Genomic DNA, 26162 nt, shown 5'->3' with positions numbered 1-26162 from the left:
CCCCTGCGCTGCAATGTGCCCCTTTAGGCGCAGGGGCAACCATGGTGCTACTGGGCACTGAACCTGCCGCATCATGCCCCTAGAAAGGATCTTCGATGAACTACAACTCTCAAACATGGACAGAGCTTTCCCAAACGTTCGCTTTTTTGGGCAACTCTCTGCTTGCTCCCATGAGTCAGACAGAGCGCCATGGCATTGACCCTTCGTTTTGGCGAGAATTCCCAAACTTCAAGAATAAGGCAGTGGCAACCGCCATCTCACACTGCCTTGCCTACGCCGAAAACAAGCGTGTGAACATGAACGAGGATGACCTTGTACGAGAGATTTCAGTAGAGTATACGCACCTGTTCGTCGGTCCGCCGCATCCGAGTGCCGCTCCATGGGAGACATTCTATCGCGGAGAAAGCGTCTCTATCGGGTTCGGCGAGGCAACGTTCGAAATGCAACGTCTCTTGCGCGAAGCTGGTCTGCAAATTTCGAATGACAATAACCAATATGCAGATCACATCGGCATTGAGCTTCTATACCTTGCCACGCTCTGCGAGCGCGCTTCCCACGGCGAACAAAGCAGTGCAGATATCGCTACCTTTACGTCTAAGCATCCCCTCTCATGGATAGGCGCCCTCGAACAGTGTATCTACGACGAATGCACAGATGGATACTACCAAGGCGTAGTTAAACTTGCAGGAGCCCTGCTATCCATGGTGGCTCACGACCCCCGCGAGCATATTGATAAATAGAGTTGCGACATAAATTGGCGACTGTCAGGAAGCCGCCAGCAACCAAAAACTATATGACTTTGCCCTTTGTGTGATCTATACCGTGTTGAATAACTTGCGCGGTCCAATCGCGAAATTCACGTTTACGCGGCACTAACTTGCCATCTACTAACTCGTCATATTCCACAGTCATACGCTGAAAGCGTGTAACTTTATGAGGCTCATCTACAGAAAAGCACTCTTCGACAGTCTTAAACGGAGCCAACGCGCGCTTCATAACTGGATTGAACATAACATGCGGCTCGTCGTTATCGTCTACATAGCAGATAGCAGCTTTTGTTTCCCCAATTTGATTAGCCGCAAGACATGCCATATCTTCGGTAGCCGCCACTGTATCAAGTAAATCCTGCGCCAGCGCAGCATCAGCATCCGTGCATTTTTCGCATGGCTTCGACAATATATCTTCGTCTTTAATTATCTCTTTGACTGCCATTGTGCTCCTAAGCGTTCAAGTAAGCGTCTAGTTGTTCGCGAGTACCTATGTTAGTACGTGTTGTAGCGCGGTCAATACGCTTCACCAAGTTTGCAAGAACGCCTCCGAAACCCACTTCAACATAGTCGGTTTCGCCCTGTTCAAGCAAAGCGCGCACACTCTGCTCAAACATGACTCCGTTTTGCACTTGCGCACCAAGTCGCCCGGCGGCATGTTCAGCATCGAAAGGTTGTGCGTCGGTATTGCATAAAAGGGTAAACCTTGGAGTAGCAAAATTTAGCGTATCGCAGAAATTTTTCACTTCGCAAGCTGCACTAGACATTAAGGGAGAATGAAATGCGCCGGCAGTTGCCAACTTCACGCACTTTTTCCCAGCCTCTTTCCAAGCCTGTTGCGCACGCTCTATAGCTTCACAGGTGCCCGAAATAACAACCTGCCCGGGGGCATTCATGTTTGCAGGAACCAACACATCACCATTCGCCACAGTGCAGCAAAGCTGGCGCGCGTCTTCAACAGTAGCGCCCATCAGCGCAAGCATGGCACCCGGATTTTCCTCGCAAGCACGCGCCATAGCATTCGCGCGCACCCGCAAAAGTGCCGCCGCATCTGAAAGAGAAAGCACATCCGCTAAAACAAGTGCAGATATTTGCCCCAGCGAAAAACCAACTATGGCGCTCGGCGCAAAACCCGCATCTTTCAAAACGCTACCAACGCCGACAGATACAGCCATAGTTAACGCCTGCGCCGCCACAGCTCCATTTATTTCTTCTTGCGTTCCTTCGCGCGATAAGCGCTTTAAATCTATGTCAAGCGCAGCAGACATAAGGTCGAAAGTGTCAGACACCAAGGGCCAATCTAGCAAGTCGGAACCCATGCCGGGCTTTTGCGCCCCCTGCCCCGAACAAAGCCAAACTGTCATGCTTGCTTCCAACCACGCACGGCGTTTGCATCCGCCATCTTCTGCATATCAAAAGCGCTCCAAGCCTGCGCCTCAGCCATAAGGTCGTCAATTATTTGAAGTGCCGGCTTGCAATCGTGTACAAGAGCCGCCACTTGCCCAGCCATTACCGAACCGTTCTTAACATCTCCTTCAACCGCACGGTGAAGCGACCCAGCCAGCAAAGCTTCCAATTCAGCAGAATCTGCCTCGTTGCCAGCCGCAGTCTTCTCCAACGCCTTAGCCTGACGCGCAAAAGCATTCTTCAGCTGACGAACCGGATGCCCAGAATCGCGCCCAGTAACTATGGTGTCAGCATCGCCTGCATCCATAACTTTTTGCTTATATGCATCGTGTACAGTGCACTCTTCAGCCGTTAAGAACCTAGTGCCAATTTGCACGCCTTCAGCACCAAGAGCAAACGCTGCTGCCATACCGCGACCATCAGCCACGCCACCTGCAGTTATAACCGGAATGCTTACGGCATCGCACACCGCAGGAGTTAGCGCCATAGTAGTTAGCTCACCAATATGACCGCCTGCTTCTTGCCCTTCGGCAACAACAGCATCAGCACCGGCACGCTCCATTTTTTTCGCATGCGCTGTAGATGCTATAACCGGCACAACTTTTATACCAGCCGCTTTCCACATCTCTATGTAGGGCGCAGGCGAACCAGCACCTGTGGTAACAACCTCAACTCGCAAATCTGCCAAAAGCTTCGCCAGTTCAGGCGCTTCAGGGTTCATAAGCATCACATTTGCACCAATTGGTTTATTGGTTTTCGCACGCGCTTTGCGCACCTGATCTTCTACCCAAGAAAGCGGCGCTGAACCACATGCAATTATTCCCAAACCACCAGCTTCGCTGACCGCAGCAGCAAGCGATGCATCGGCAATCCATGCCATAGCGCCTTGGATTATTGGCTTTTCAATACCGAGAAGTTCGGTTACACGCGTTTTCAAATTGCGCCGCCTTTCACACCGTTGAATCGGTTTACAAAGAATCTATATAAGTGACCAAATCACCTACAGTATTCAAACCTTCGGGTTCGCCAAAATCGATATCAAGCTCTTCTTCTAATGTGCAAGTAAGCTCTGCCATATCAAGCGAATCAATGCCTAAAGAATCGAATGTAGCATCGGCTGTTACCTTATCGGTTTCAATATCCAAATTGTCGTTCAAAATTTTTGCAATAGTATCAATAGTTGCCATTTGAATTCCTTTCTTTTCGGCCGCGGTTCATTCTAGCCTATTTCGCAACACTAACTTACTATGCCGGGCGTTTTCGTCAACTTTTCTGCTGCGCGTACAGTTATAATTCCTAAAATGCTATTTATAAATAAAAGGGGCAAAGCGCCAGTCAGAAGGACTTATGAACAATAAAGAGCAGCGTGTAGCGCTAATAACAGGAGCTAACCGCGGAATAGGAGCCGCCATTGCGCTAAAACTAGCGCAGGCAGGCATGAACGTAGCAATAAATTACCGGTCTGAAAGCAGCAAAACAAGCGCCGAAGAACTGCGTGACCAAATTGAGGAAGAATGCGGCGTGTCAGCCATGTGTGTACACGCCGATGTGTCAGGCTTTGAAAGCGCAAAAGATATGGTAGCCAAAGTGGTCGAACATTTCGGCGCGCTGCATGTGTTAGTGAATAATGCCGGCATAACCGCCGACGGATTAATTATGCGCATGAGCGAAGATCAGTTTGAAACTGTGGTTGATACAAATCTTGGCGGTGCTTTCAATTGCATGCGACACGCAGTACCAGTAATGTGCAAACAGCGCTGGGGGCGCATTATTAACATCAGCAGCGTAGTAGGCGTGCGCGGCAATGCCGGTCAGGCAAACTACGCAGCATCAAAAGCGGGCATTATAGGACTTACGCTGGCTACCGCCAAAGAAATAGGTGCACGTGGGGTTACAGTCAACGCCGTAGCGCCGGGCTTCATAGAAACTAGCATGACAGCGGCACTCAGTGAAAAAGCCGCCAATGCACTTACAGAGCGAATAGCGCTAAAGCGGCTTGGGCAAACTAACGATGTAGCTGCAGCCGTAGCATTTCTAGCAAGCGAAGACGCAGGATATATTACCGGGCAAGTGCTTGGCGTAGACGGAGGGATATCGCTGTGAGCAAAATTGAAAACAACCGCAACAATACTATAGAGCCTAGGCGTGTAGTAATAACCGGAATGGGAGCAGTGTCGCCCGCAGGAATAGGTGTGGATGCTCTATTCAACGCCGCAGTTGATGGCAAATGCGCCATAAGCCCGCTTGAAAACGAAGTAGCAGAAGCGGTAAACATACATGTAGCAGGATTAGTTCACAACTTTGATGCCATTCAACTTGGGCTTACAAAAAAGCAGGCTAGGCGCTGGGAAAAATTTGTGCAATACGCTGTTGTAGCAGCCGATGAAGCCATGAAGCAAGCCAATCTGGTACAAAATAGCGAAGATAACAACGAATCGCCTTGGCAACTGTCAGATGGCATAGACGCACACCGCTTCGCTGTTGTATTTGGTAGCGGCATCGGAGGCATGGATACGTTCACAAACGAATCTGTGAAACTGCATGAAAAAGGCGGAAAGCGCGTAAGCCCCTTGTTCATTCCAACAATTATTAGCAACATAGCTGCCGGAGAATTAGCTATCCGTTTCGGGCTTAAAGGCGAATGCACTAACTGTGTCGTAGCGTGCGCAACCGGCACACAATGCATTGGCGATGCGTATCGGCTGATTCGCTTTGGCATAGCCGACAGAGCTCTTTGCGGCGGCGCTGAAGAATCAATATCGGATATATCTATTGCAGGATTTGCAAACTTAGGCGCTCTTACTCATGAAAGCGACCCGCTGCTTGCAAGCCGCCCATTCGACATAAACAGATCGGGCTTTGTTGCGGGCGAAGGCGCTGGGGCACTGGTGCTTGAAAGCTTAGATAGTGCGCTGGAGCGCAACGCTCATATAATTGCCGAGATAGTTGGATTCGGCGCTACCGGCGATGCCTACCATATAACAGCGCCAGAACCTAGTGGTGAAGGCGTTGCTCGCGCAATGCAGATGGCGCTAGATGAAGCGGGATTTGAGCCTTCTGACATAGGTCACTTAAATGCGCACGGCACATCTACCGGACTGAACGATTCCACAGAAGCACACGCGCTTTGCAAACTGCTAGACACAGACAAAGCTGATATACCGGTTACGTCTACCAAGGGTATAACTGGTCATATGTTAGGTGCTGCTGGCGCAATTGAAGCCATAGTTTGTGCACTTTCGCTGGCAAATAACCTTGTGCCACCCACAGCCGGATTTGCCGAAGCCGACCCAGAATGCCCCGTTACTGTGCTTACCGATGCGCTACGCAACCATCCGCAAAAAATTGCCCTTTCTAACTCTATTGGATTTGGCGGACACAACACCACATTGGCGTTGGCTCCGTATCAGGAATAATTTTCAACTTCGCTTGACCCACGCAAGCGAAAGGAGGCAATTATGGCAAATGTAGAATTCCCATGCAGCAAAGAAGGCGTATTGCAGCTGCTTCCGCACCGCGATCCTTTTGTGTGGGTAGACCGCATAGATATATGCGAACCCGGCGAATATATATTGGCAGAGCTTGATGTGCGCCCCGACTTGCCGCTGTTTGAAGGCCATTTCCCCGGATACCCAATCTTCCCCGGAGTTTTAGTTATGGAAGCTCTGGCGCAAGCCGCATGCTGTTGCCTTATGGCTAATCAAGACGCCACAGTCAAAGTGGGTTATCTTGCAGGCATCGATAAAGCGCGTTTTCGCGAACCCGTATTGCCGGGCGACACAATAGAACTTGAAGCCAGAATACTGCAAGCCAGCAACAAATTCTGCAAAGCACAAGTGAAAGCCCGCAAAGGCAATGCGCTTGTTGCTGAGGCCATACAGCGTTACTTCTTTGCTACGCCTGACGAAAAAGAAGACATAATAGAAAATGCCGAGAACAGCACATCGGCTGCAAAAGCATCCGATGCCACCCCAATAATACTTCCTTAAGGTGTGATATGGATCCCGAACGTTATTACAAATACAGCGATTTTGGCACAATAGATCAGCACATAGGCGCGGCTCCTGTAGAACAGCCAGAAGAAGCCGATGCTACAAAACCCGCTATGGTTTATATGCTAAGTCAGCTTAGCGAAAAACGTCCGGGACCCGTACTTATTGTTGGTTTTGGCACGCCGCTAAAAAATGCAGTACGCGCTGCGACAAATTTCGGAGTACGCCCAATATTTACAACTGGCACCGGCGACAAACTGCGCGCATTTTCTTTCGGCGGCTTAGCGCAAGTAGTGCCTTTAGGACCGAAATTCGACGAGCGCCTGTTCACTAATGAATTCGCCATACTTGAAGCAGCTGAAAATATGGGGGCGAAGACTATTCTATGGTCGCTTCGCGAAAGCCCAAGTAACCTTTTGTGCAGCGAAATACAACGCCGAGGGCTGTTTATGCTAACCCCGCACGAAGGCGACCGAGCACTTCTGATGTGGGCTAACGCAACCGCCGAAAGCCCGGAAATTCCACCCGCGCAATGGTGCAAATGCGCCCATTGTGGACTTACGCACGATAAGGCATGTGTGCAGCAAAATGAATGGAAATGTCCATCGTGCAAGAAGCTTTATCGCATCGATTCGGCAGAGCGCATAGCAATTACTTTCGACAAAGACAGTTTTCAGGAAATAGATGCCGATCTGGCAGAAACTAATCCTCTAGATTTCCCAGAATTTGACACCATAATAGAGCGCGCCCGCAAACGCAGCGGCAAAAACGAGGGCGTATGCTGCGGAATAGCAAGCATCAAAGGCGTATCTGTTGCGGTCGGAATAATGGAAACAACCTTTATGATGGGCAGCATGGGGCACGTAGTCGGCGAAAAGCTAACGCGCATGATAGAGCGTGCCACAGAAGAGAAGCTACCTGTTGTTATATTTTGCGCCTCGGGCGGTGCACGCATGCAAGAAGGTTTAGCGTCGCTTATGCAAATGGCGAAAGTTTCTGCGGCAATTGAAGCGCATTCGCGCGCGGGGTTGCTATTTGTTTCAATAATAACCGATCCCACAACTGGCGGAGTTACAGCATCTTTCGCAACACTGGGAGACATAATACTTGCCGAGCCTCAGGCGCTAATGGGTTTTGCCGGACGGCGCGTTATACAAGACACCATAAAGCAAACTCTTCCAGAAGATTTCCAAAGCGCCGAATTTGCGCTGGAGCACGGCTTGATTGACGCAATAGTAGAGCGCACCGATATGCGCGATAAACTTGCCAATATATTAAGCCTGCACGGATACGCAAGCACCGCATACGCAAGCACCGCAGAAACTGAGAGCACGACAACATGTATTGAAGAGTCTTTTGAAGACTTGAACGCAGCAGAGCAAGTTAATACCAAAACTTCGGAAGAATACATTAAAGACACCTCATCGTTTGCGGCATTAAAAAACAGCCTGTCTGGATTGGCTGGTTCGCTCGGACATGTCTTAAGCGAACAAACATCGGCAGCTGGCATGTGGTGGGCCATTCGCAATAAAGGCGTAGCCGATCTGCCCAACATGAAGCCTGCGACAAGCAATATAAATCTACCAGTGCGCGGTGCTAAACCCGCAGAATCTAGCAATCGAGCTTGGGAAAGCGTGCAGCTTGCGCGCAACGCAAAGCGCCCCACATCTATGTATTACATAGAGTCCATGGTAAAAGACTTCATCGAATTACACGGCGACCGTGCATTCGGCGATGATGGTGCCATAGTTGGCGGGATAGGCAGGATAAATGGGCGCGAAGTAACGGTTATAGCCCAAGAAAAAGGACCAGATTTAAGAAGTCGCATAGCGCGCAATTTCGGCTGCCCGCAACCAGAAGGCTATCGCAAAGCGCAACGCCTTATGCAACAAGCGCAAAAATTTGGTCGCCCTATTGTCTGCCTAGTAGATACGCAAGGGGCATTCTGCGGACGCGAAGCAGAAGAGCACGGCATTGGCAATTCTATATCGGAATCTCTTGCGCTTATGTCGGGGCTTACTGTTCCTGTGGTTACAGTGGTGCTTGGCGAAGGCGGAAGCGGCGGCGCGCTGGCTCTTGCTGTGGCAAACCGAGTAGCCATGCAAGAAAATGCCGTTTATTCGGTACTTTCGCCCGAAGGATTTGCCAGCATTTTATGGAAAGATGGCAGTCGCGCCCCAGAAGCTGCCGAAGTAATGAAAATGAGCGCCGCCGATGCGTTAGCTATGGGTGTTATTGAAGATGTAATTCCCGAAGGTGCACAAGCTGCACACGAAAACCCCGATCAGGCTGCGGCAGCAGTATGGGTTTACATAACCGCAGCCCTCGATGAACTTTGTGCTATGGCACCCGAAGAACTACGCGAACAGCGCTATTCCCGTTTTAGGTCGTTTTAGATAACAGCCTAAACGCTTCCTTGGCGGACGGCGTTGTCTGGGTTTATCGTCATCGACTGGAATCGATTTGCCATATATTCGTTATCGAAGTAATCGGCATAGAATTGCTGAATAGGCGTTGTAATCGGTTCTCCTGCCAAGCGCTCGTACCAGCAATCCAACGATTCCAGCGTAAGAACCACATCGGCAAGCATAAGTACTGTAGCCACAACCGTAACAGCATAGCGCCAGTTCCAAGGAATTAAATTCACCACACGCAGCAACAGCGGCAGCAACAGCTTTATCCACACTACTCCCAAAAAGCCCCACGCACACATAGCCCAACCGCAAGTACGACCATCTATGCTGAGCCATTGCCCGGTGTAATCCCACGCAACCGCACCAAACGCATACTGCATCCAAACGCTTACAAAATATTCAAAAGCGCCACCAATAACAGCGCTACACAAGAAAATAACTATAACGTTGCGCTTATACAGACGATTAAGGAAAAGTGTCATAAGTATGGCACCGCAGCCATAAATTGGACTGAATGGACCAAACAACAACCCTGCACGGTCTTGCCATTCGCCCGGGACAACCACAAAATAGTGATACAGCGTTTCCATACCATCGCCCAAAATGCACACCACGACAAATATCCAAAACAGATTGAAGAAGTTAAGGTCAATGTAGCCCTTGCCACTTGCATCGCGTCCTAGCGTGCCTTCTTCCTGTTCTTGGCGAATTTCGTTTTCGCGCAGCATGCGCTGCAATTTTCGCTCGTCGCTTAAACTGGGATCGAGATAAACCTGAAAAGCAATAAGAATTCCGAATAATACGCCATAAAGAATCAGGTATGCGCTAACGCCGTTTAGCATTATGGAACAGACAACACCCAAAACCAGCAGCGCATACAGCGCGTATATAATCAGCGCGGCAAACCTACGCTGATTGCGAAGGATGCCAATGCCGTATAGCAAAACACTAAGCGAAATAAGAATCAGATCAGCTAGAAAAACAAATGTTACAACCGTGGTAGATGTGCCCATTGCAGCCATTTTGCCCGACTGAAATGCATGTATCGTATCTACTAAATCCCATACCACGTTGCCAAAACCATATAGCGCACCCAAAATGCACAGGACACCAAATATCTTCATAGCCAGCGGCAGCTTTTCGCTATCCACCGGAGCGCTTACCATACGCTTATACCAGCTAGTGTCATACACCTCACGTATGTCGTTGCGGATTTCGCTTAACTCTTTCCGAAAATCGGCGCTAGAGGAAAGCGTTTCGCCTTTACGCGGATGACGCCTAGATTGTTCTTCTTTTTGGCTATTATCATTGCCCGCCATGAAATTAATCCTCCGGTTCGATTATTGATAGGCTAAGGTTAACTCAAGAAAGCCCTCTGCTGTTATTTCTGTAAACGAAGTGATAAACATATCAGCCGCTTTATTTAGCTCTTCGGGTGTGCCCGCTATATCGCTATCGTATACACCCACCGTGCGATAGCCTGCCTTTGAAAGCGTGCCGACAGCATAAAGTGCATCCTCAAAACCCCACGTATATTTCTGCGACGTGCCAAGCGCCTTGCGCGCAGTATCGTAAACTAGCGGTTCTCGCTTTGACGAACCTACGTCTTCAACCGACACAATAGCACGCATAAAACCAGCCAGCCCCGCAGTTTCAAGCCCGGAATGCAAAAGACGAGTAGGCGTAGAAGACGCCACAGCCATAGGCACCCCAGCCGCATGCAAGCCGCATATAAAATCTAGCGCACCGGGCTTTGTTACAGCTTCGGATTCGTACCACCTAGCCGTTTCCTCGCTAATAATGCGCACTACATCTACTCCGCTTTCGCCTATGCCATATTTGTCGTGCATGTAGTTGCCGCATTCAAGCAATGTGCCAGAAGTAAGAAAATCCTTGTCCTCTTTTGTGAAAGATACACCTGCACGCTGAGCCAACTTATCGTCTAGCGAATGCCACATATTCATGGAATCGAGCAGCGTGCCATCGCAATCGAAAATAACTCCTATATCCATCGTTTTGGCGCTATGCAATCTTGCCATTATTCCTCTACACGAATTAGCGAAGGTGCACCCGACACAGTATTTGGTAAAGCGCATATTTCATCTATGGCGGCTCGCACGTCTTGTTCGCGCGCAACATGCGTTACATACACCAGATTCACCGTTCCATCTGGCGCAGCACCGCGCTGAATCATGGAATGTATACTTACGTCGTATTTCGCAAATACGCTTGACATAGAGGCAAGCACGCCCGGACGATCTGCCGCGGTAAAGCGCATGTAATATTTCATGGAAAGGCTGGTTATAGGGCAAATTGGCAGTTTATCGGTGCAAGTGCAGCCCACTATAGGCGCAACGCCCTGCGTCAGATGGCGCGCCACTTCCAGCACGTCCCCCATTACGGCACTAGCCGCCGCACCCGCGCCTGCACCTTCTCCAAAGAACATGGTTTCACCCACAAAATCGCCCACAACATAAATAGCGTTAAATACACCATTTACTGTTGCCAGCTGATGACCAACCGGCAGCATAGTGGGATGTACACGCACATCTATACCTTGCGGCGTTCGATGCGCAATAGCCAAAAGCTTCACCACATAACCCATGTCGCGCGCAGCATCTAAGTCGGTGGTGGAAATGGTTGTTATCCCGCGTGCATACACATCTTCCATTGTTACACGCGAATTGAATGCAATAGATGCCAAAATTGCAATCTTAGCTGCGGCATCAAGACCATCCACGTCAGCCGATGGATCAGCTTCGGCAAAACCAGCAGCTTGCGCTTCGGCTAGCGCCTGCTCGTAGCTTACGCCCTCTTCTGCCATCTTCGTAAGCATGTAATTTGTAGTGCCATTCACAATACCCATTACAGACTCTATCTGATTCGCAATAAGCGAGTGCTTTAGCGGACCAATTATAGGAATGCCACCACCCACACTGGCACCAAATGCAATTTCCACGCCAGCAGCTTCTGCTGCATCCATAACTTCTTCGCCATGTGTAGCCATAAGTGCTTTGTTCGCGGTAACTACATTCTTGCCAGCCGATAAAGCCTCTAGCACAACTGTGCGGGCTACTGTCGTGCCGCCTATTAGTTCTATGACAATGTCTATATCAGGATCGTTGGTTATATCGTGGAAGTCGGCAGTAAATAGATGCCCTACGCCATGAGCTTCTGCTTCGGCGGAATTAAGAGAACATACACGAGAAAGTTCTACATCCACCCCTAAATGCCTCTGAAAATCGGTGCGATGTTTCGCCAGTATATCTATGCAGCCACCGCCAACTGTTCCGGTTCCTACCAAGCCTATCTTTATAGCCATGAATTCTCCAATGCAGCTTACTAAAATGCGTTATACCAGTATAGCGGAACTATGCGCAGGCAAACTTATTGCGCTCTATTTCTTGCGCCATGCACCTCATTATGGGTGGCGGGCAATTTTTTTGGGGGAAAATGGTCAAAACTTCCGACTTTCCATGGTCGCAATGCCACATATCCTACCCCAAATGTGGAGAACACTGGGCAAACAGGAGATGCCAGTGCATCAGTAGGCAGAATTTCGCGTCTTTCACCATGGAAAGTCGAAAGTTTTGACCACTAAAGCTGAAATTTTTTTACAAATCGCGAGAATACAAGTCTTCGTAGGTTTCGCGGCGTGTAGTAACCCGTGCTTGTCCGTCAGCCACAAACACAATTGCGGGACGTGGCTGCCCGTTGTAATTGCTTGCCATAGTGGCACAGTATGCACCTGTACCAAACACGCACACCACATCGCCCAATTCGGCTTGCTGTAAAGGCATGTCCACTACGACAGCGTCGCCACTTTCGCAATGCTTGCCACAAAGCGTAACTATTTCAGTTCGCGGCTGACCAGCCTTATTGGCAATAGTAGGTTCGTAGCTGGCGTGATATAGCGCGGTGCGGATATTGTCGCTCATGCCGCCATCCACAGCCACATACTTACGAATGCCGGGAAGCGTCTTCAAAATTCCAACTGTATATAAGGTGACACCCGCATTGGCTACAAGGCTGCGCCCGGGCTCTACCAGAAGGCGCGGCAACGGCAAATTTCGCTTTTCGCATGCCTTTCGTACCGCGTCGCAGGTAACTTCGGCGAATTCATCTATTGAAGGCGGATTGTCGTCAGCAGTATAGGCAATGCCAAGACCACCGCCCAAATCTAGTTCGGCTATGGTGTGCCCGTAACCGTCGCGAATGCGCGCCATGAAATCAACCATAACCTCGGCAGCTTCACGGAACGAATGCAGCGCAAATATTTGTGACCCAATATGACAATGCAGCCCCACAAGGCGCACATTGGCGGCTTCAAGCGCAGTACCCACACATGTGTATGCAAAATCATCCAGCATAGTGAAGCCAAACTTCGAATCTTCGCAACCCGTGCGAATGTATTCATGCGTGTCGGCTTCTACGCCCGGTGTTATGCGCATATATATGTCTTGCACAATGCCTAAACGACCAGCTATTTCGCTTACACGCGCAAGTTCTATACGGCTATCGACAACTATGCGACCTACGCCAGCACGCATAGCTTCTTCCAGCTCGGTCGGTGTTTTGTTGTTGCCATGCATAAAAATGCGGTCAGTAGGGAAATTTGCGAACTGCGCACACGCTAATTCGCCGCCACCCGACACATCCAAGCAAAGCCCCTCGTCAGCCACTATTCGCAGAACTGCTTTATTCAGAAACGCCTTGCTGGCGTATATAACATCGGAATTTTCATAGCGGCTACGGAATGCGCGTATGTATTCTGCCATGCGCCAGCGCAGGTCGGCTTCATCAAAAACATAAAGCGCACTACCCTGTTCTTCAACAAGGTTCACCATATCAACCCCACCAATAAATAGATGGTCGTCGCGCACTTCTGCTGTGCGGGGCAACACTTTTCCAAGCTGCATAGTGGTGCGGTTATCAGGTTGTTTCGTAAGGTCTGACGCAGGTAAAGACATATTTTTCTCCTATACATAATTAATTTGCAACATTTTAACAAAGCCCAACTTGCCCGCCGATTCAGCATTGGAATTTTACAAATTGGCAATAAGGTAACTTGACATATAACGAATGTATGAAATCGGAACGGTAGGGTTCGGAAACTGCGCAGCCTTCACTGCGATCCCGCCAATTATATTGATTTGCAAGGTATAAAGTCATATACTTGTACAAATTATTGTACAAGTACGGAGGCTAACATGCGAACGATAACATATAGCAATTTTCGCAAAGATTTGAAATCGGAAATACAACGCTGTAGAGATAACGCAGAAAGCTTGCTTGTAACAAATCGCGATGAAACCGAAAATGTAGTGGTTATGAATGCTCGCGATTATGATTCACTAATGGAAACTATCCGCATATACGAAAATCCGGAGCTTCACAATAAAATACTTCGTGGATTGCAGCAAATTCGCAGCGGAAACGGCATTCAGCAGGAGCTGCTAAATGCATAAAGTATTTTCCGATGACGCTTGGAACGATTATTTATATTGGGAATCGCAAGACAAAAAGACGCTGAAACGCATAAATACACTTATAAAAGATATAGAACGCGATCCATTTTCTGGAATTGGCAAACCCGAACCGCTGAAGTTCGGACTTAGCAGCTGCTGGTCGCGCAGAATAGATGCTGCAAATAGATTGATCTACACAATTCAAGACAGCAATATATGGATCTTATCTTGCAAAGATCGTTACTAAAAGGCGAGACTTGATAGTCTCGCGTCTCGCCTTTTGTCTTGCTTCCCTATTTTTCGGCATGAATGGCAGTTTTACTTTCTTTGCGTCTGCTGGAAGTAATAACCACAACACCCACAGCAGCACAAGCAATTCCTAGCAAACCCACCATACCGGGCAGATTCAAGTCGCCCGTCTGAGCAAGGCTGGTTAAACGTCTAATTGTGCGCGATACCGGATCTGTCGCACCTGCAGGAAGGGCGCTAACAGGCTTTATGGTTACTACAATCTCGTGGTCGTCGGCTATGTTGTTCACTTTATATGTTGTCTGCGTGAAACCAGTAGCTGCCACGCCATTGTCGGTAACACCCACTACGCGATATCCATTGTCAGCCGCATAGTTTAATGCGTATGAACTTCCAGCTTGCAAATGCTTCACCGTGAAAGTTTCATCCGACGATGAAGTACCCGCAATGCGACCATGCCCACCATCAATACGCGCACTTATGTTGTATTCGCGTTCCCCAAAATCGGCGCGAACAGAAACGCTGGGATTATTGCCAGTAAAATAATCTGCTGGAACAACAGCCGCCCGCATACCCTCGGTAAGAACAATGTTGTCGGGCGCTGCATGCGCAACCTCAGCCCCAGTAAGCGCCGCTATTGTGCGCTGCAGCGTAACTGTATTATTCACATTTTGAACAGCCGGCGTAAGGTCGGTTTGCCTAGAAACGTTGCTTATGCGACTTTTCATGGCACCGTTCAGGTAATCTATAGTTGCAAGTGTATTATTAAGCTGATCAACATGGCTCTGCGTTGCTGGAACATGTTCCCATTCAACGCCATCTACCTCAAGAGTGTTCAGCCATTTGCCATTTTCGGGAGCAGATATAATAATCAATGGCAGATTACGCTTCCATGTAAACACGCCTGCAGGCAGCACGCTGCCGCCATCGCTTGCCTCCACCTTAGGCACTACATTTACAGTTAGATTAAGTGTTGTAGCAAACGACCCGGTGGGCTTTAAGTCGCGATCGGATGACGTAATTGTTACTTGCCCGGCTTCCGCATTTACTGTGTAGCGATTACCATCTGGCGTAATGTATTCACCGGTTGTTGTGTCAAAGCGGACTCCCGTAGCCGAATCAGTCAAAATGCCTGATGAATCCGGACCATCCATTGTATCTTTAAGCTCTACGCCCCACTCATCTAGTACCGTAACTCCATCAACTACGATAGTGTCAACTACACCATTATCTTCTTCAGGTACATAGGCTACGCTGTCGGCTTTGCCATCGCCATTGGTATCGGCTGCAACAACCGAGCCACCCTCAAGTTTGCCATCACCGCTGTTGCCCGGCAAAGTGGTACCGCCGGGCAGTTCAGGGTCTGCTGGAGTTGGCGGATTATCAGGACCAGTAGAGCCGCCATCTTTAAGCGCGTAGCTAAGAGTTGCGCCTACACCTGCATCTGCCACGTTTTGATAACTTACAGTAACGCTATATTCTTGCTTGCCTCCTACTGTAGAAGGTCCTGCAATTTGTGGGCTAACAGCGCCCGCACTACCTGTCAGTTTGACCGAATTCATATCAAGAGTTTTGCCCGCATCAAGCACAATTGTCAGTGTTGCATCTGCCTCTCCACTTGCAGTTAGCGCAGCGCCCGCTGCAAGCACTTTGCCCGATGCGTCTTTCACAGTAGAACCCGGCACAACAGTTGAAAGCGTAAAACTGGCTTCAAGAGTGGCGAAAACGAAGCGCACCTGCGTATCGCGTACAACATTGTTAATTTGAATCAGACCAGCTTTGGCAGCCTCTGTTACATCCGCTCCTTCAACATCGCCGTAGAACAATTTTGCACTTTCAACCGCAAAACCACTTAGCGGTCGCACAAGCATAGTTACAGAACCCTTATCGGCAACAGTTGTCGAATCCGCCCACGTGGTAGAAGTTTCCCCGAAACCCACGCGCGCCTTAGTTTTGTCATAAACTGCACTTACAGTGTGATCTGGCACCACAATAGCACCGTATTCAAATACAACCTCAACAACTGTATCCTCAGTTAGCTTAGATATCTGATAGCTTGCATCTATGCCTTCAAAATTCTGCCCTGCAATAGTTAAACTTTTTACGCGCGCATTAGTATCTGATGCAAATATCAGGTCTACCGCTTTGTTTTTCTCTAAAGTGTAAGTGCCATAAGTCTGACCCGTGGTGAAAACCTTTTCAGCTTCACTTACGCATGTCTCGGGCAAATTGCTTCCCACATAAACGCTACCGGGTCCTGTAGCCTTCACCGTTAGTTTGACCGGCGTTTCAGGGTCTGTGTCTTGTTTATATTTGAACGCAACTGTCAAAACTGCATAGGGTTCGTCTTTGTTTTCATTAAATGTAGCAGGCAGCGTGTACGAGTTGCCTTCCCATGTACCATACGAACTGTCGCCCTCGGAGGCATTTTTATTCTTGATATTGACGGTCTTTTTTGGAGCAGAGTCGCCTTTTTTCGAATAGATGGAAAGGGTAAGCGTGTCCGTTTCATATCCTTGGGTGGTAGGTTCAAATGTGAAGGTTGGAGCAGTACCATATGCATAGCTTCCGCCACCAGATATGGTGCCATTTTCGCCTGCACTTGTTGCTATTTCGAACGCACGGTTGGCATCTTGACTAGTTTGGGCAATAGCAAGTGAATACGTGCCAATGTCTCCAGTTTTGCCGGAATCGGACACATAGAAAGTGATAAGCCCGCTTTCGTGATAAGTAAGACCATAAGCAGCATCGCTTGAAAGCTTTATAACTTTGCTAGTTGTAGGGTCTATGCGTAGCACTTCAAAACTAGTGCCGGGAATAGGCGCAGTTGTGCCTTCAGGCCATTCAATGTCAGCTGCATTTATCGCCACCATAATTGGAGCAGAAACGTAAGCATCTGCCCCTTCTGGAATAACGTCGCGCACAGAGACACTCCAAGCCCCTTCTGTTGTCATAGAACTACCAGCAGCTTGTACAAGTGCCTTGTAAGAGGAATCGGTTGCGAACAGGGGCGACGTGTAAATAGTCGAGCCTATCTTGATTGAACCCGCAGCATCGTTAGTAGCTAGGATATGCCCGTCTATCTTGTCTACACCCACACCTGCTAGCGCGAAAGTCCACTCACCGGATGGACCGTCTAAAAAAGGACCGGGCTTATACCCGCTCTCGCGCACGACCACGTAAGGATCGTCCTTCGCCTGCTGGGCAGTAGAGGCGGTAAGACCTGAACCATCCGCTACATCTAACCAGTACCAGTAAGTAGCATCCGGTGCAAGCCCGTCTGCGCGCGGTATATGCGTGAAGGCCCAGCAACGACTCTCGGTGTCGTATGTGGCACCATCGGTGGATGCTGATGCAAGCACGGTCGCTTTCGCATAGGCACTCTCAAAATCTGGATTGCCGTTGTTCTTGTAGGCAGCAGGAGCCCACTTCCACGTGCCGGATGGTGCCTGCTCGGCACTCGAAGTGCCCGACACCCACACCGTTATGGGTGCGCCCGTCGAATAGTCTTCCTCGAGGAACTGCTCATCTGCAGGGACAACAGCAAGACCACCATATGTCACCAAGTTGATGTCGGTCGATACCTCTTGAGTACCCGTGCCCGTGTAGGTTGCGCTCTCCCCTATAAGGTCGCTTTCCGTAAGCGCTATTGCCGATGCCGGCAGCAGCCCCAATGTAAGCGCTGCTGCCGATATACAGGCTATCATCTTGTTCATGAGTGTCTTCATGGCCTTCATCCCTTTACCTTCGAATGCCCTATCCCAGTTTCTTCATCCCTTGGGTACATTCGCACCCTTCACTGTCATAGCGGGCGTAAAGCGAACCCAGTCACGGATTCTGCTCTCTGCCCGATATGAATCATCACGAGAGAATCTCTATAACTATCTGCGCGGCTGCAACTCCCACCTCTTCCTCAGTGTTAGGGTCAAGCGCGTGGAAAGTAGCGGTACAGAGATAGGTACCCTTGGGCAGCGCCACGCTAAGCGCGTCCTTCTGTATGTGGTAGTTCTGCTCCAAAATCCCGCTCTCGTATATCACTTCCCCCGTGTCGTCACGAGTAATAGTTACCTGCATCAGATATGGATTTCCCGGCACGTTTTCAATGCGTAAGTCACCCTCTGCGGTGCCGCTTGCAAACTGCGCCACACTCGCAATAGAGATGTTGAACATGCCTTTCTCTACAATACGGTCCAGCTCGGCTTGTATCTCGGCTTCACTCTTCCCTTCAAGCTGTCCCAAGCTACCTGCTCGGTTGCTCGGTTTTTCTGCGAAGAAGAGCATGTATGCCAAAAAGACAGCAGCTACGAGTGCCAAGATGGCTATTGCAATACCTATCCAGAAGCCCACTCCCCGCTTCTTACGTTTGCTCTCGACAGCTACACTCGTGGCAGGCGGCACGTAGTTCGCTTGAACGTACTGAGCATAGCGAGGATCGTAGTTGTAGGCTGTTTGGGCATACCCTTGCTGAGCGTAGCTTTGCCCATAGTGGCCCGGCTGTCCATACCCTTGCTGCCGTGCTGCTGTCTGAGCCTGTGCATGTACTGCATCCTGACCGGGCTGCACAGAGGGGTTTCTCATACCGAAGCTTTTGGACGCGGCGGTGCTAGGGGCTGCAGGATATGCAGCCCCCACAGGTTGTCTAGTATCGTCTTGTCGCGAATGTCTTGACATTTAAGAGACTATTCCGCCGTCACTTCGCTAGCGAGTATGGTGGCGTTGTTCGGATGCATAGCCGATACGGTGTAAGTCACCTTCATCAACTTAACGCCAGCAGCCTCATCGGTTGCAATGCCCGTGATTTCAGATGCGTGACCTGCCAGATCGAGAGCTAGGCTACCTGCTCCAGAATCACTCTTAGCGGGAACAGCCCAAGCCATATCTGTATATTCTTTGGATGTCTTCTCATTCTCGGTAAGCGCCTTGGTATCAGAGTTAGCGGTCACCTGCATGTAGACGGTGCCGTGACCGCTCCCAGTGGCGGGAATGCTCTCGTTCTCACCCGGCAGAGCAGTCTTATTTGAGGCGGCCCAACCTTCCTGTAGCTCGGCCTTCATGCCAATAATGTAAAGGCTACCAGTCTCAACGTTATTCTGGATGGTGTAGGCACCAGCGCTCGGGCAGATGATAGGACCGCCAAGAGTCTTGGCTGCTACAGTCATCTCAAGCGGCAGCATGCAGTTGATCTGGTCGGTGGTGGTGCGCAGGTTGATGTCGGTCATAGCAGCGCCCGCGCCATTAGTAACAGTTCCAACATTGTCATCGGGATTAGTGTTCGTATTGTTCAGCTGAGTGCCGCTTTCGCCAACCTTGGAGCCGTAATTCGGGGTGTCACCATCCGCCGCGAATGCAGGCACGGCACAACCCATAGCCAGTACGGCAGACAGTGCCAGCGTACTCATAATCTTAGTGGTCTTCTTCATGGCTTTTCCTCCTTGTTGTCTATAAGCCATTTCTAACTTCGTGTATGTACTGCGGCTTCCCATCGCCGCGTGGTACCTTGCATAATTAAGCGGATGCTCCTAGCCCTTAACGTTCAGAGTTACCTTTGCTGCTGCTTGTCCTATTTCCTCGTAGGTAGTGGGATCAATAGCCGAAAAGGTAGCCGTTGCCGGATAGCTCCCAGCGTCCAAATCGCGTGCTAGAGTGATGTTTTCTATGTACTGATTGGGCTGCAGAATGCCGCTTTCGTAAAGCACATCTCCTGTGCTGTCATCGGTTATCGTCACTTGCATGTTGTATCGATTGCCCGGTACATTTTCTATATAGGCAGTACCCGATGACGTACCGTTCTCAAACTCAATGACAGAAGCGATGGAAATATTGAACATGCCTTCCTCGACCGTGCGGTCTAGTTCAGCTTGTATCTCTTCGTCGGTCTTATAGGGAGCCTGACCTGTTTGAGCGCTGGGGTCGAAAAGGCTATTTCCATTGCATGCGAACAACCACACGAGCAGCCATATGGCAAGAGCAAGCACCACGCAGCCAACAATTATCAGTACAGTGCGCTTGGTGCCTGATTTTGGTGCTTGAGATGCTGGACGCTTATGCGGTGTGCCATTTGGTATCTTCATGCCTACCTGCCTGTATTTTGAATTTTTGTCTGTCATCGGTATCCTTCAAATCATCGTTTGCGTGTCGTATTTCAAGCCCCCAGACTTAGAGGGGCACGGGATGTTTCACTTGTCGTGTCTGCGAGACATCAACGCCATAAATGGCATCTTCGCTTGCATAAAGCCAGTTGCCGGAATCTTGCCCCACACCTGATTCGTCTATGTCGGCAAACCAAGTGATGGTGCTAAGCTTGCCCCAATCTGCACCCTCTTGCCTTGGGTTAGCGCTGCTGCCCAGCTGCAGAACCAGCTTGCCTGTAAGCTTGCCGCCTGCTTTAACGGCCTCACCCTCTACCGTCTTCGCCGGCGTACTTCCAATGTCTTGCGTACTGTCTAAACTGCCGTTGATCGTAATGGGGCTGCTTCCACCAGAAATGACCACAGTGCCGTCATGGTTATCGGTGGCATCGCTGGCAAACTTGTATACATAGCTGCTATCGATGTCGCCAATCGAATTAACACCCAATGCCGTCTTAATGTTCTCGGCGTTAGCAGAATCGATTACCGAGGCAGCGCTCAATTCCACTTCGCGAGGGGTCGTGCTCGTAAAGGTGAGGCTATCCGTTGCCAAAGCTTGTTTGGCACCGTTCTTCAAAGTGAAAGTGCGATTCGCTATCGTATCCAGCGGAACTGTCACCGAGTAGACCGGGGTCCATGTAGCGTAGAGTTTCACTGTGAAGTTGAGGCTTGCATCTCCTGTAGTGCCAGTAGTAGCCACACCCGCAGCCTTTGCAAGCTCAATCGCCGTTGGCGAAGCCGTGCCCTCTGCCGGGTCTGCCAGCCAACAACCATTGCCCTCAGCAAGCTTAACCGCATCGCCGGCAGGAACCTCAGTGAATGCATACCAAGCAGACAGCTTGTGCCCAGTAACCGAACTTGCCACATTAGACGATGTAGGTAACGTTGCTTCTGCCTGCGCTTGAACATCTGCTGTCTGCATGGCAGACAAATCCCCCGAGTATTTGTAGTAGTCGATTGTGTAGGTAATGGGTGTCCATTTCGCATAGAGCGTAGTCTCAGCAACTATCTCGGTGGCGAAGTCGAACTTATCTCCGAACGTGATAGTGCCATCGTTAGCTTCGGTGCCCTCGAACCAGCCGTCGAAGGTGTAACCCTCGTATGCTGGCGCATCGGCCGCCTCAACCGGGCTGCCTGCCGCAACTACTTCAGTGGTCACATTGCCGGTACCATCGTTGTGCTTGAAATGCACGGCGTACTCGTTCGGACCCATATCATTAAATGTAGCGGTATAGGTGGTGTCTCGCAGCACTTTGTCAACCTTCGGAGACCAGCCGGCGAACACATAGGTGTGTTGCGCATCGCCCGCTTTAGCGGGTATCGGTCCATCGTAGGAAGGCATCTGCTCCCAACGCAGACCGGTGTCCACCTCAAGCACCTCGCCACCCTCATTAACCCACGTTACCGTGTAAGTGCTCAGAGCGTTCTCGCTGTTAATTAGGCGAATACCAAGGGCAGAAGTGGCGATGATGTCGCCTGTCAGATTGCCGTCACCGTCAGTCTCGTCGGTTACGTTCTCGCCGGGAGCCGGTCCATCCGGCACATCATTGGATGTGTTAATAACCCGGATGCCCAGCGTCGTGGTAGCTGTAACATTGCCGGTCAGATTACCCAAGTCATCGCGTTCATCTTCGGTATTATCGCCGGGAGCCGGTCCATCCGGCACATCCTGCGCGGTATTGATAATCTTGATGCCAAGCGTAGACGATACCTCGTATACCGCGTACTCCCACTTAGCGTAAAGCGTCATAGGTGCAGAGACTATCGTGCTATCGAAATAGAACGGCTGGGTGCAGTAACTGTCGCGATACCAACCGCCGAACGTGTAACCTGCACGCTCAGGAGACGGAGACGGCGCTACTACTTTATAGCCGCTTCGCTTCGTCGCAGTCTCGGTGGCATACACTGTATCCCCACTCGCATCGTTGCGATCGAAGGTGACTTCGTAGCTCGGCTGCGGCACGGCGGTAAAGGTAGCCTCATAGACAGTGTCCTCAAAAACGTGATCAATAGGTTTATCCCATCCGGCGAATTCATAGGTATAGTCGTAATCCTCAGGTCTTGTAGGCTCAGAACCGGTATATGCGGGTACTGTATTCCACGCTACCGTGTCGGTAGCAAGCACCGACCCGTCGTAGTTCTTCCACTCCACCGTATAGTCCTTCACGAACTCGGAATTGGTGAAGCGGATGCCTAGTGCAGAGGTAGCTATCACGTTGCCGGTAAGGTTGCCGGAACTGTCTTGCTCGGGTGTAACGTTCTGACCGGGGTCTGGAGTATCGACACCATTTGAGGAATCTATGACGCGAATTCCCATGGTGGAAGTGGCGAACACGTTGCCCGTCAGGTTGCCCAAATCGTCCTTCTCAGGGTCGATGTTCTGCCCCGGACGCGGACCATCGGGAACGTCGGTTGAGGTATCTATGACCTTCACGCCAATCGCCGAGGTAACAGTCGCCGTAGCATCCATTTCCTCAGCAAACGCCTCCGTGTAGCCCATCAGCGATTCTACAAGTGCGAAAGCGAGCACGCACGCAAACGCCACGGCGAGGCATCTGCCTTTTCTATGTATCTGTTGTATGCGTTGCATATGCGTACCTCTTACATAAATGTTTAAAAAGTTAGAGCTTCGCTTGGGTCTGCTGGTTAAAACCAGCAGACCTTACGCGATGTGTTAGTTGCTAGATGCGCCTGCTTACAGGCAGAACATCGGGGAGAAGGAAATGGGAGTAGTGAATCCAGAATAGCCATACAGCACGTCGACTCGCGACAAGGAAGACGCAGAACCGTTGTAGAACCTTTTATACAATAATCTGCTTCCCGCTAGACCACTAGCAGCGGAACGATGGTTCTCCCACTCACATTGATTGGAACCGGAATAGATGGTACCATCCTCATTCAAGTAATAGCGCTGCAACGGTTCGTTCGTAGCGCCAGAAACATTATTCTGAATATTGCGAACCTTGTAATACTCGTACTGATAACCTTCTTTAGATAGTGAATTAGCATTACCAGTATTCTTGATGCCCGCATCTCCTAAAAGTTCACGAGCAGATGCAAGGAATACCTTATCTGTTGACAACTCGGCATCTATTGCGAAGTCTGAACCGCTCCATTCAACAGTTGCTTTCTTGACTGAAACCATATTGGTCTGTAAAGCAGATGGAATCTTATTCCAGATGCGGCTATTTGTTATATTGCTATAGCTGGATGCGTACTGCATACTCGGGGGATTCATTTCATTTCTTATCAACGAAGTCTTCCAAGTTGGGTTATTATATCCACGATTGTCTAGCGACTTAGACCAGAACCGCCATCCCATTTCTCTGTTATCTATCCAAGCAGAACCATCAGGATAAGAATTTGTCTCATTCACAGGTCCATAACCAGGTTCAGGTCCTGACTGAGTTAATGCCACGCGTTTTCTATTATTAGCGTCATCGAGTACGACATCAGGATAGAGCAGACCGCTGAACTGGAAGGTAAGACCAGCTTTGCCAGTATTGTCAGCCCTGTCATCATGCAAAAGACCAACAATGTCTAGGTCGTAGCGAATAGAGTCTTGCACAGCCAGTTGCTCTTCTGTAGTAGCCGTATCAGGACCAGAGATGCCCTTAATCTCGTTAGGCACCTTCCAAGATGTACCCCATGTGGTGCGGCACTCATAGGCGCTCTCGTCCTTGATGTAGTTCAGATACATGCCGTAGTAAACGGAATTTTCGCCATTTTTGGTGATATCGTTGGAGTGGTTCTTCACGTCAGTAAGGCTAAAGCACTCGTTCGTGCCTCTATCAATCAGATAAAATGCCGAGTTTTGTTCCAGCTTTGCGTTGGTAGCTTCTTGGTTTATCGTACCGTCGCCATTACGCACGGTCAAACTACCTTTTGGCACATATTCGGATATGTAATACTTCACGTCTACCAGCTTATGGAAGCTGCCATCAGCAATAGAATTAAGGTTGGCGGCGTTAAACTGTACGTCCTTGTTTCCCGCCGTGGTTGCCGTAACCACATTGCTGTTATCGGTATAGGTAGGCATCTTGTAGTAATCGTTAGAGTCGTCGGTGTTCGTCAGGTTCAGCCGCCACGTGCAGTCAAGCTCGCCATTAGAGCCGACCAAGAACAAGTCGTTGGCAAACTTGGTATAGGTACCCGCAACCAAGCTCTCGTCTGCGTCGGTATCAACAGCCTGATCGGGGCGAGTGGTTGGATACAGCGAAAACCAATTCTTGTAGTTCGCACCGAAGAAACGTGAGTCGTTAGTAACCTCTTCAGTGGGGCTAACTGCTTCGAACATGTCTTGCCACGTAGAATCGGTGGAACCGTTAATCTCGATGCCCTTCACCATAAGAGCAGTATCGCCCTTGTTCTGTATCTTAAATCCTTGGGTGATGCTATCGGAGGGATTGGCAATATCGTAACCCTCAGTGCCACCGAAGGTGACTACAACAGGAACGGATACGTTAATGGCTTGGACGGCGAGTGGGTCTATGCCTTCGTCGCTTTGTTCAACAATGGAGCCATTCGCCACACCCTCCACAGCATGAGCCGTACCGGGGATGAGCGGAAACATCGTCAGCGCAAGAGCGGCAACTGTCACCCCCGATATCATCCGTTTGGTCAAACTCGTTGTCTTCATTTCCTTCTTCCTTTACTACTCGTGGCACGCACGTGCCTTGTCCCTATGTTTATCGGGTACCTTGGATACGTGATATATCTGTATGAATTGGGGCTTTGGGGTTTTATGGTTCGAGAAGCGTAAGCGTCTCTGAACTGATGGAACCATCTGGCTGCAATCGATCGATGTCGATTGCCAGACTTATATGGAAGCGCATATTGCCTTCAGAAAGCGCAGTTATCGTTCCTGCGTCTACATCTATAGAGAACGATTTGGCAGGGTAGGTTACTACGGGATACACATCCCCGGTTGCGTAGATATATCCCTCTCCATTGAAGAGCGAAACGGTGTCCCCAACGCAAATATCGAAGGTATCAGAGCTCAGCTTCACGCCAAAGGGATGAAAAGTATTGCCAGTTGCAGGCACTCCCGTCTTCCAAGCGTACTCGTTTGCTTCGTTGTAGGGTGCGTATACATGAGCGTTGGTGGTGCCATCTAAAGCGTTCGCGGCTACCGCCGCCGTACCCCGCGCATCCACAATTGTTATACCGTCGATGTTGGCGAAAGCTTCGTCATCTATGACTTGCAGCTGCGCTGGCACCACAAAGTTACTAAGATTCGTGTTCGCAAATGCGCGCTTGCCTATGGTTTTCACTGTGTCCGGAATATAGACAGCCTCAAGATTAGCAAGACCATCAAATGCGCCACCGGCAATGGTAGATACGGTGTATTCCATGCCCGCTACAACACCAGCGTCAGGTATGACAACAGCCGACGGAATATCCTCGCCCGCCCAGCCTACTGCTAGCGTGTAGTCGTCTTGCAAGGTAAATGTAAAGCCGCTTTCGTTTTCTTCAGGGCTTTCAACTTGACCCGGTGTTGCCGGGTCAGCAAAGTTGCAAAACCCTACCGCTTCCCAAGCAGCTTTAGCAGCATCGTGTTCATCTGCAGAAACACGCAGGGCAACAGTAGCACCCTGTACAACAGCGCCTGCAAACGCTGGGTATATATCGTAGGTGCCTTCAATCTGGCTGGAAACTCCAGCTTCAATGGCTTTAACTTTTCCATCTGAAACGATGGTTGCCAAGCTTTCGTTTCCCCAGAAAGCACCTTCTGCAA

The 26162-nt window shown here is 49.9% G+C and carries 22 protein-coding genes; 7 read left to right on the top strand and 15 right to left on the bottom strand.

The genetic code is table 11. The features are described 5' to 3' along the window. The first annotated feature begins 95 nt into the window (after positions 1 to 95). Positions 96 to 740: a molecular chaperone gene (locus G7Y37_RS08220; protein ID WP_165062985.1), complete on the top strand. Its 645-nt coding sequence runs from the start codon at positions 96 to 98 to the stop codon at positions 738 to 740. Between the two features lie 49 nt (positions 741 to 789). Here G7Y37_RS08220 and G7Y37_RS08215 read toward each other — a convergent pair whose 3' ends face one another. From G7Y37_RS08215 to G7Y37_RS08200, 4 genes are read right to left on the bottom strand one after another with little or no spacing between them, the layout of a single operon-like run. Next, positions 790 to 1212 (bottom strand): peptide deformylase, encoded by a 423-nt coding sequence (locus G7Y37_RS08215; protein WP_165062984.1) that lies wholly within the window; start codon positions 1210 to 1212, stop codon positions 790 to 792. A gap of 7 nt (positions 1213 to 1219) precedes the next feature. Beyond that, positions 1220 to 2131: an ACP S-malonyltransferase gene (locus G7Y37_RS08210; protein ID WP_165062983.1), complete on the bottom strand. Its 912-nt coding sequence runs from the start codon at positions 2129 to 2131 to the stop codon at positions 1220 to 1222. Further along, a complete protein-coding gene (locus G7Y37_RS08205; RefSeq protein ID WP_165062982.1) occupies positions 2128 to 3111 on the bottom strand; it encodes a nitronate monooxygenase in 984 nt (327 codons plus the stop codon). The genes G7Y37_RS08210 and G7Y37_RS08205 overlap by 4 nt, the downstream gene beginning before the upstream one ends. A gap of 31 nt (positions 3112 to 3142) precedes the next feature. After that, entirely contained in the window at positions 3143 to 3361 is a 219-nt protein-coding gene (locus tag G7Y37_RS08200; protein ID WP_165062981.1) for an acyl carrier protein, read from the bottom strand. A gap of 160 nt (positions 3362 to 3521) precedes the next feature. Between G7Y37_RS08200 and fabG the strand changes: the two genes are divergently transcribed. Genes fabG through G7Y37_RS09250 form a run of 4 tightly spaced genes read left to right on the top strand, consistent with a single transcriptional unit; the run spans position 3522 to position 8562 of the window. Continuing rightward, on the top strand, positions 3522 to 4277 hold the full coding sequence (gene fabG, locus G7Y37_RS08195) for a 3-oxoacyl-[acyl-carrier-protein] reductase (RefSeq protein WP_165062980.1): 756 nt from the start codon (positions 3522 to 3524) through the stop codon (positions 4275 to 4277). Continuing rightward, positions 4274 to 5590, top strand: coding sequence for a beta-ketoacyl-ACP synthase II (locus tag G7Y37_RS08190; RefSeq protein WP_241156076.1), 1317 nt, complete (start codon positions 4274 to 4276; stop codon positions 5588 to 5590). The genes fabG and G7Y37_RS08190 overlap by 4 nt, the downstream gene beginning before the upstream one ends. A gap of 42 nt (positions 5591 to 5632) precedes the next feature. Beyond that, positions 5633 to 6163: a 3-hydroxyacyl-ACP dehydratase FabZ gene (fabZ, locus tag G7Y37_RS08185; RefSeq protein WP_165062979.1), complete on the top strand. Its 531-nt coding sequence runs from the start codon at positions 5633 to 5635 to the stop codon at positions 6161 to 6163. A gap of 8 nt (positions 6164 to 6171) precedes the next feature. Continuing rightward, entirely contained in the window at positions 6172 to 8562 is a 2391-nt protein-coding gene (locus G7Y37_RS09250) for an acetyl-CoA carboxylase carboxyltransferase subunit alpha (RefSeq protein WP_241156075.1), read from the top strand. An 8-nt stretch (positions 8563 to 8570) separates the two neighbouring features. Here G7Y37_RS09250 and G7Y37_RS08175 read toward each other — a convergent pair whose 3' ends face one another. The 4 genes from G7Y37_RS08175 to lysA all read right to left on the bottom strand — a co-directional run bounded on the left by G7Y37_RS08175 (position 8571) and on the right by lysA (position 13550). After that, entirely contained in the window at positions 8571 to 9899 is a 1329-nt protein-coding gene (locus tag G7Y37_RS08175; protein ID WP_241156074.1) for a putative ABC transporter permease, read from the bottom strand. A gap of 21 nt (positions 9900 to 9920) precedes the next feature. Then, positions 9921 to 10619 (bottom strand): HAD family phosphatase, encoded by a 699-nt coding sequence (locus G7Y37_RS08170; RefSeq protein ID WP_241156073.1) that lies wholly within the window; start codon positions 10617 to 10619, stop codon positions 9921 to 9923. Continuing rightward, positions 10619 to 11902, bottom strand: coding sequence for a homoserine dehydrogenase (locus tag G7Y37_RS08165; RefSeq protein ID WP_165062978.1), 1284 nt, complete (start codon positions 11900 to 11902; stop codon positions 10619 to 10621). Before G7Y37_RS08165 ends, G7Y37_RS08170 begins: the two co-directional genes overlap by 1 nt. A gap of 292 nt (positions 11903 to 12194) precedes the next feature. Then, positions 12195 to 13550, bottom strand: coding sequence for a diaminopimelate decarboxylase (gene lysA, locus G7Y37_RS08160; protein ID WP_165062977.1), 1356 nt, complete (start codon positions 13548 to 13550; stop codon positions 12195 to 12197). A gap of 240 nt (positions 13551 to 13790) precedes the next feature. On the opposite strand from lysA, the gene G7Y37_RS08155 reads away from it, so the two are divergent. Continuing rightward, positions 13791 to 14048 (top strand): type II toxin-antitoxin system Phd/YefM family antitoxin, encoded by a 258-nt coding sequence (locus tag G7Y37_RS08155; protein WP_165062976.1) that lies wholly within the window; start codon positions 13791 to 13793, stop codon positions 14046 to 14048. Next, complete coding sequence (locus tag G7Y37_RS08150) at positions 14041 to 14295, top strand: Txe/YoeB family addiction module toxin (protein WP_165062975.1); 255 nt, start codon at positions 14041 to 14043, stop codon at positions 14293 to 14295. Before G7Y37_RS08155 ends, G7Y37_RS08150 begins: the two co-directional genes overlap by 8 nt. 46 nt (positions 14296 to 14341) lie before the next feature. Here G7Y37_RS08150 and G7Y37_RS08145 read toward each other — a convergent pair whose 3' ends face one another. The 7 genes from G7Y37_RS08145 to G7Y37_RS08115 all read right to left on the bottom strand — a co-directional run. Continuing rightward, on the bottom strand, positions 14342 to 18025 hold the full coding sequence (locus G7Y37_RS08145; protein ID WP_165062974.1) for a hypothetical protein: 3684 nt from the start codon (positions 18023 to 18025) through the stop codon (positions 14342 to 14344). A 133-nt stretch (positions 18026 to 18158) separates the two neighbouring features. Further along, a complete protein-coding gene (locus G7Y37_RS08140; protein WP_165062973.1) occupies positions 18159 to 18875 on the bottom strand; it encodes a hypothetical protein in 717 nt (238 codons plus the stop codon). Positions 18876 to 18976: 101 nt separating this feature from the next. Continuing rightward, on the bottom strand, positions 18977 to 19717 hold the full coding sequence (locus G7Y37_RS08135) for a hypothetical protein (protein ID WP_165062972.1): 741 nt from the start codon (positions 19715 to 19717) through the stop codon (positions 18977 to 18979). A 99-nt stretch (positions 19718 to 19816) separates the two neighbouring features. Further along, positions 19817 to 20404 carry a hypothetical protein gene (locus G7Y37_RS08130; RefSeq protein ID WP_165062971.1) on the bottom strand — a complete coding sequence of 196 codons (588 nt, stop codon included), beginning with the start codon at positions 20402 to 20404 and terminating at the stop codon, positions 19817 to 19819. Positions 20405 to 20453: 49 nt separating this feature from the next. After that, entirely contained in the window at positions 20454 to 23015 is a 2562-nt protein-coding gene (locus G7Y37_RS08125; protein WP_165062970.1) for an InlB B-repeat-containing protein, read from the bottom strand. A 105-nt stretch (positions 23016 to 23120) separates the two neighbouring features. Beyond that, entirely contained in the window at positions 23121 to 25064 is a 1944-nt protein-coding gene (locus tag G7Y37_RS08120) for a hypothetical protein (protein ID WP_165062969.1), read from the bottom strand. 103 nt (positions 25065 to 25167) lie between these two features. Continuing rightward, a partial coding sequence (locus tag G7Y37_RS08115; RefSeq protein ID WP_165062968.1) for a leucine-rich repeat domain-containing protein occupies positions 25168 to 26162 on the bottom strand: 995 nt, incomplete at its 5' end.

Source organism: Adlercreutzia sp. ZJ154 (assembly GCF_011039055.1).
Classification (GTDB): domain Bacteria; phylum Actinomycetota; class Coriobacteriia; order Coriobacteriales; family Eggerthellaceae; genus Adlercreutzia_A.
The sequence above is the reverse complement of the archived record's forward strand: the minus strand, read 5'-3'. Positions and strand labels throughout refer to the sequence as shown.

What these genes read in the sequence shown, in the direction of transcription:
- G7Y37_RS08220 (WP_165062985.1), top strand. Translation starts at nt 96, where the DNA reads ATGAACTACAACTCTCAAACATGGACAGAGCTTTCCCAAACGTTCGCT.
- G7Y37_RS08215 (WP_165062984.1), bottom strand. Translation starts at nt 1,212, where the DNA reads ATGGCAGTCAAAGAGATAATTAAAGACGAAGATATATTGTCGAAGCCA.
- G7Y37_RS08210 (WP_165062983.1), bottom strand. Translation starts at nt 2,131, where the DNA reads ATGACAGTTTGGCTTTGTTCGGGGCAGGGGGCGCAAAAGCCCGGCATG.
- G7Y37_RS08200 (WP_165062981.1), bottom strand. Translation starts at nt 3,361, where the DNA reads ATGGCAACTATTGATACTATTGCAAAAATTTTGAACGACAATTTGGAT.
- fabG (WP_165062980.1), top strand. Translation starts at nt 3,522, where the DNA reads ATGAACAATAAAGAGCAGCGTGTAGCGCTAATAACAGGAGCTAACCGC.
- fabZ (WP_165062979.1), top strand. Translation starts at nt 5,633, where the DNA reads ATGGCAAATGTAGAATTCCCATGCAGCAAAGAAGGCGTATTGCAGCTG.
- G7Y37_RS09250 (WP_241156075.1), top strand. Translation starts at nt 6,172, where the DNA reads ATGGATCCCGAACGTTATTACAAATACAGCGATTTTGGCACAATAGAT.
- G7Y37_RS08175 (WP_241156074.1), bottom strand. Translation starts at nt 9,899, where the DNA reads ATGGCGGGCAATGATAATAGCCAAAAAGAAGAACAATCTAGGCGTCAT.
- G7Y37_RS08170 (WP_241156073.1), bottom strand. Translation starts at nt 10,619, where the DNA reads ATGGCAAGATTGCATAGCGCCAAAACGATGGATATAGGAGTTATTTTC.
- G7Y37_RS08165 (WP_165062978.1), bottom strand. Translation starts at nt 11,902, where the DNA reads ATGGCTATAAAGATAGGCTTGGTAGGAACCGGAACAGTTGGCGGTGGC.
- lysA (WP_165062977.1), bottom strand. Translation starts at nt 13,550, where the DNA reads ATGTCTTTACCTGCGTCAGACCTTACGAAACAACCTGATAACCGCACC.
- G7Y37_RS08155 (WP_165062976.1), top strand. Translation starts at nt 13,791, where the DNA reads ATGCGAACGATAACATATAGCAATTTTCGCAAAGATTTGAAATCGGAA.
- G7Y37_RS08150 (WP_165062975.1), top strand. Translation starts at nt 14,041, where the DNA reads ATGCATAAAGTATTTTCCGATGACGCTTGGAACGATTATTTATATTGG.
- G7Y37_RS08145 (WP_165062974.1), bottom strand. Translation starts at nt 18,025, where the DNA reads ATGAAGACACTCATGAACAAGATGATAGCCTGTATATCGGCAGCAGCG.
- G7Y37_RS08140 (WP_165062973.1), bottom strand. Translation starts at nt 18,875, where the DNA reads ATGAGAAACCCCTCTGTGCAGCCCGGTCAGGATGCAGTACATGCACAG.
- G7Y37_RS08135 (WP_165062972.1), bottom strand. Translation starts at nt 19,717, where the DNA reads ATGAAGAAGACCACTAAGATTATGAGTACGCTGGCACTGTCTGCCGTA.
- G7Y37_RS08130 (WP_165062971.1), bottom strand. Translation starts at nt 20,404, where the DNA reads ATGACAGACAAAAATTCAAAATACAGGCAGGTAGGCATGAAGATACCA.
- G7Y37_RS08125 (WP_165062970.1), bottom strand. Translation starts at nt 23,015, where the DNA reads ATGCAACGCATACAACAGATACATAGAAAAGGCAGATGCCTCGCCGTG.
- G7Y37_RS08120 (WP_165062969.1), bottom strand. Translation starts at nt 25,064, where the DNA reads ATGAAGACAACGAGTTTGACCAAACGGATGATATCGGGGGTGACAGTT.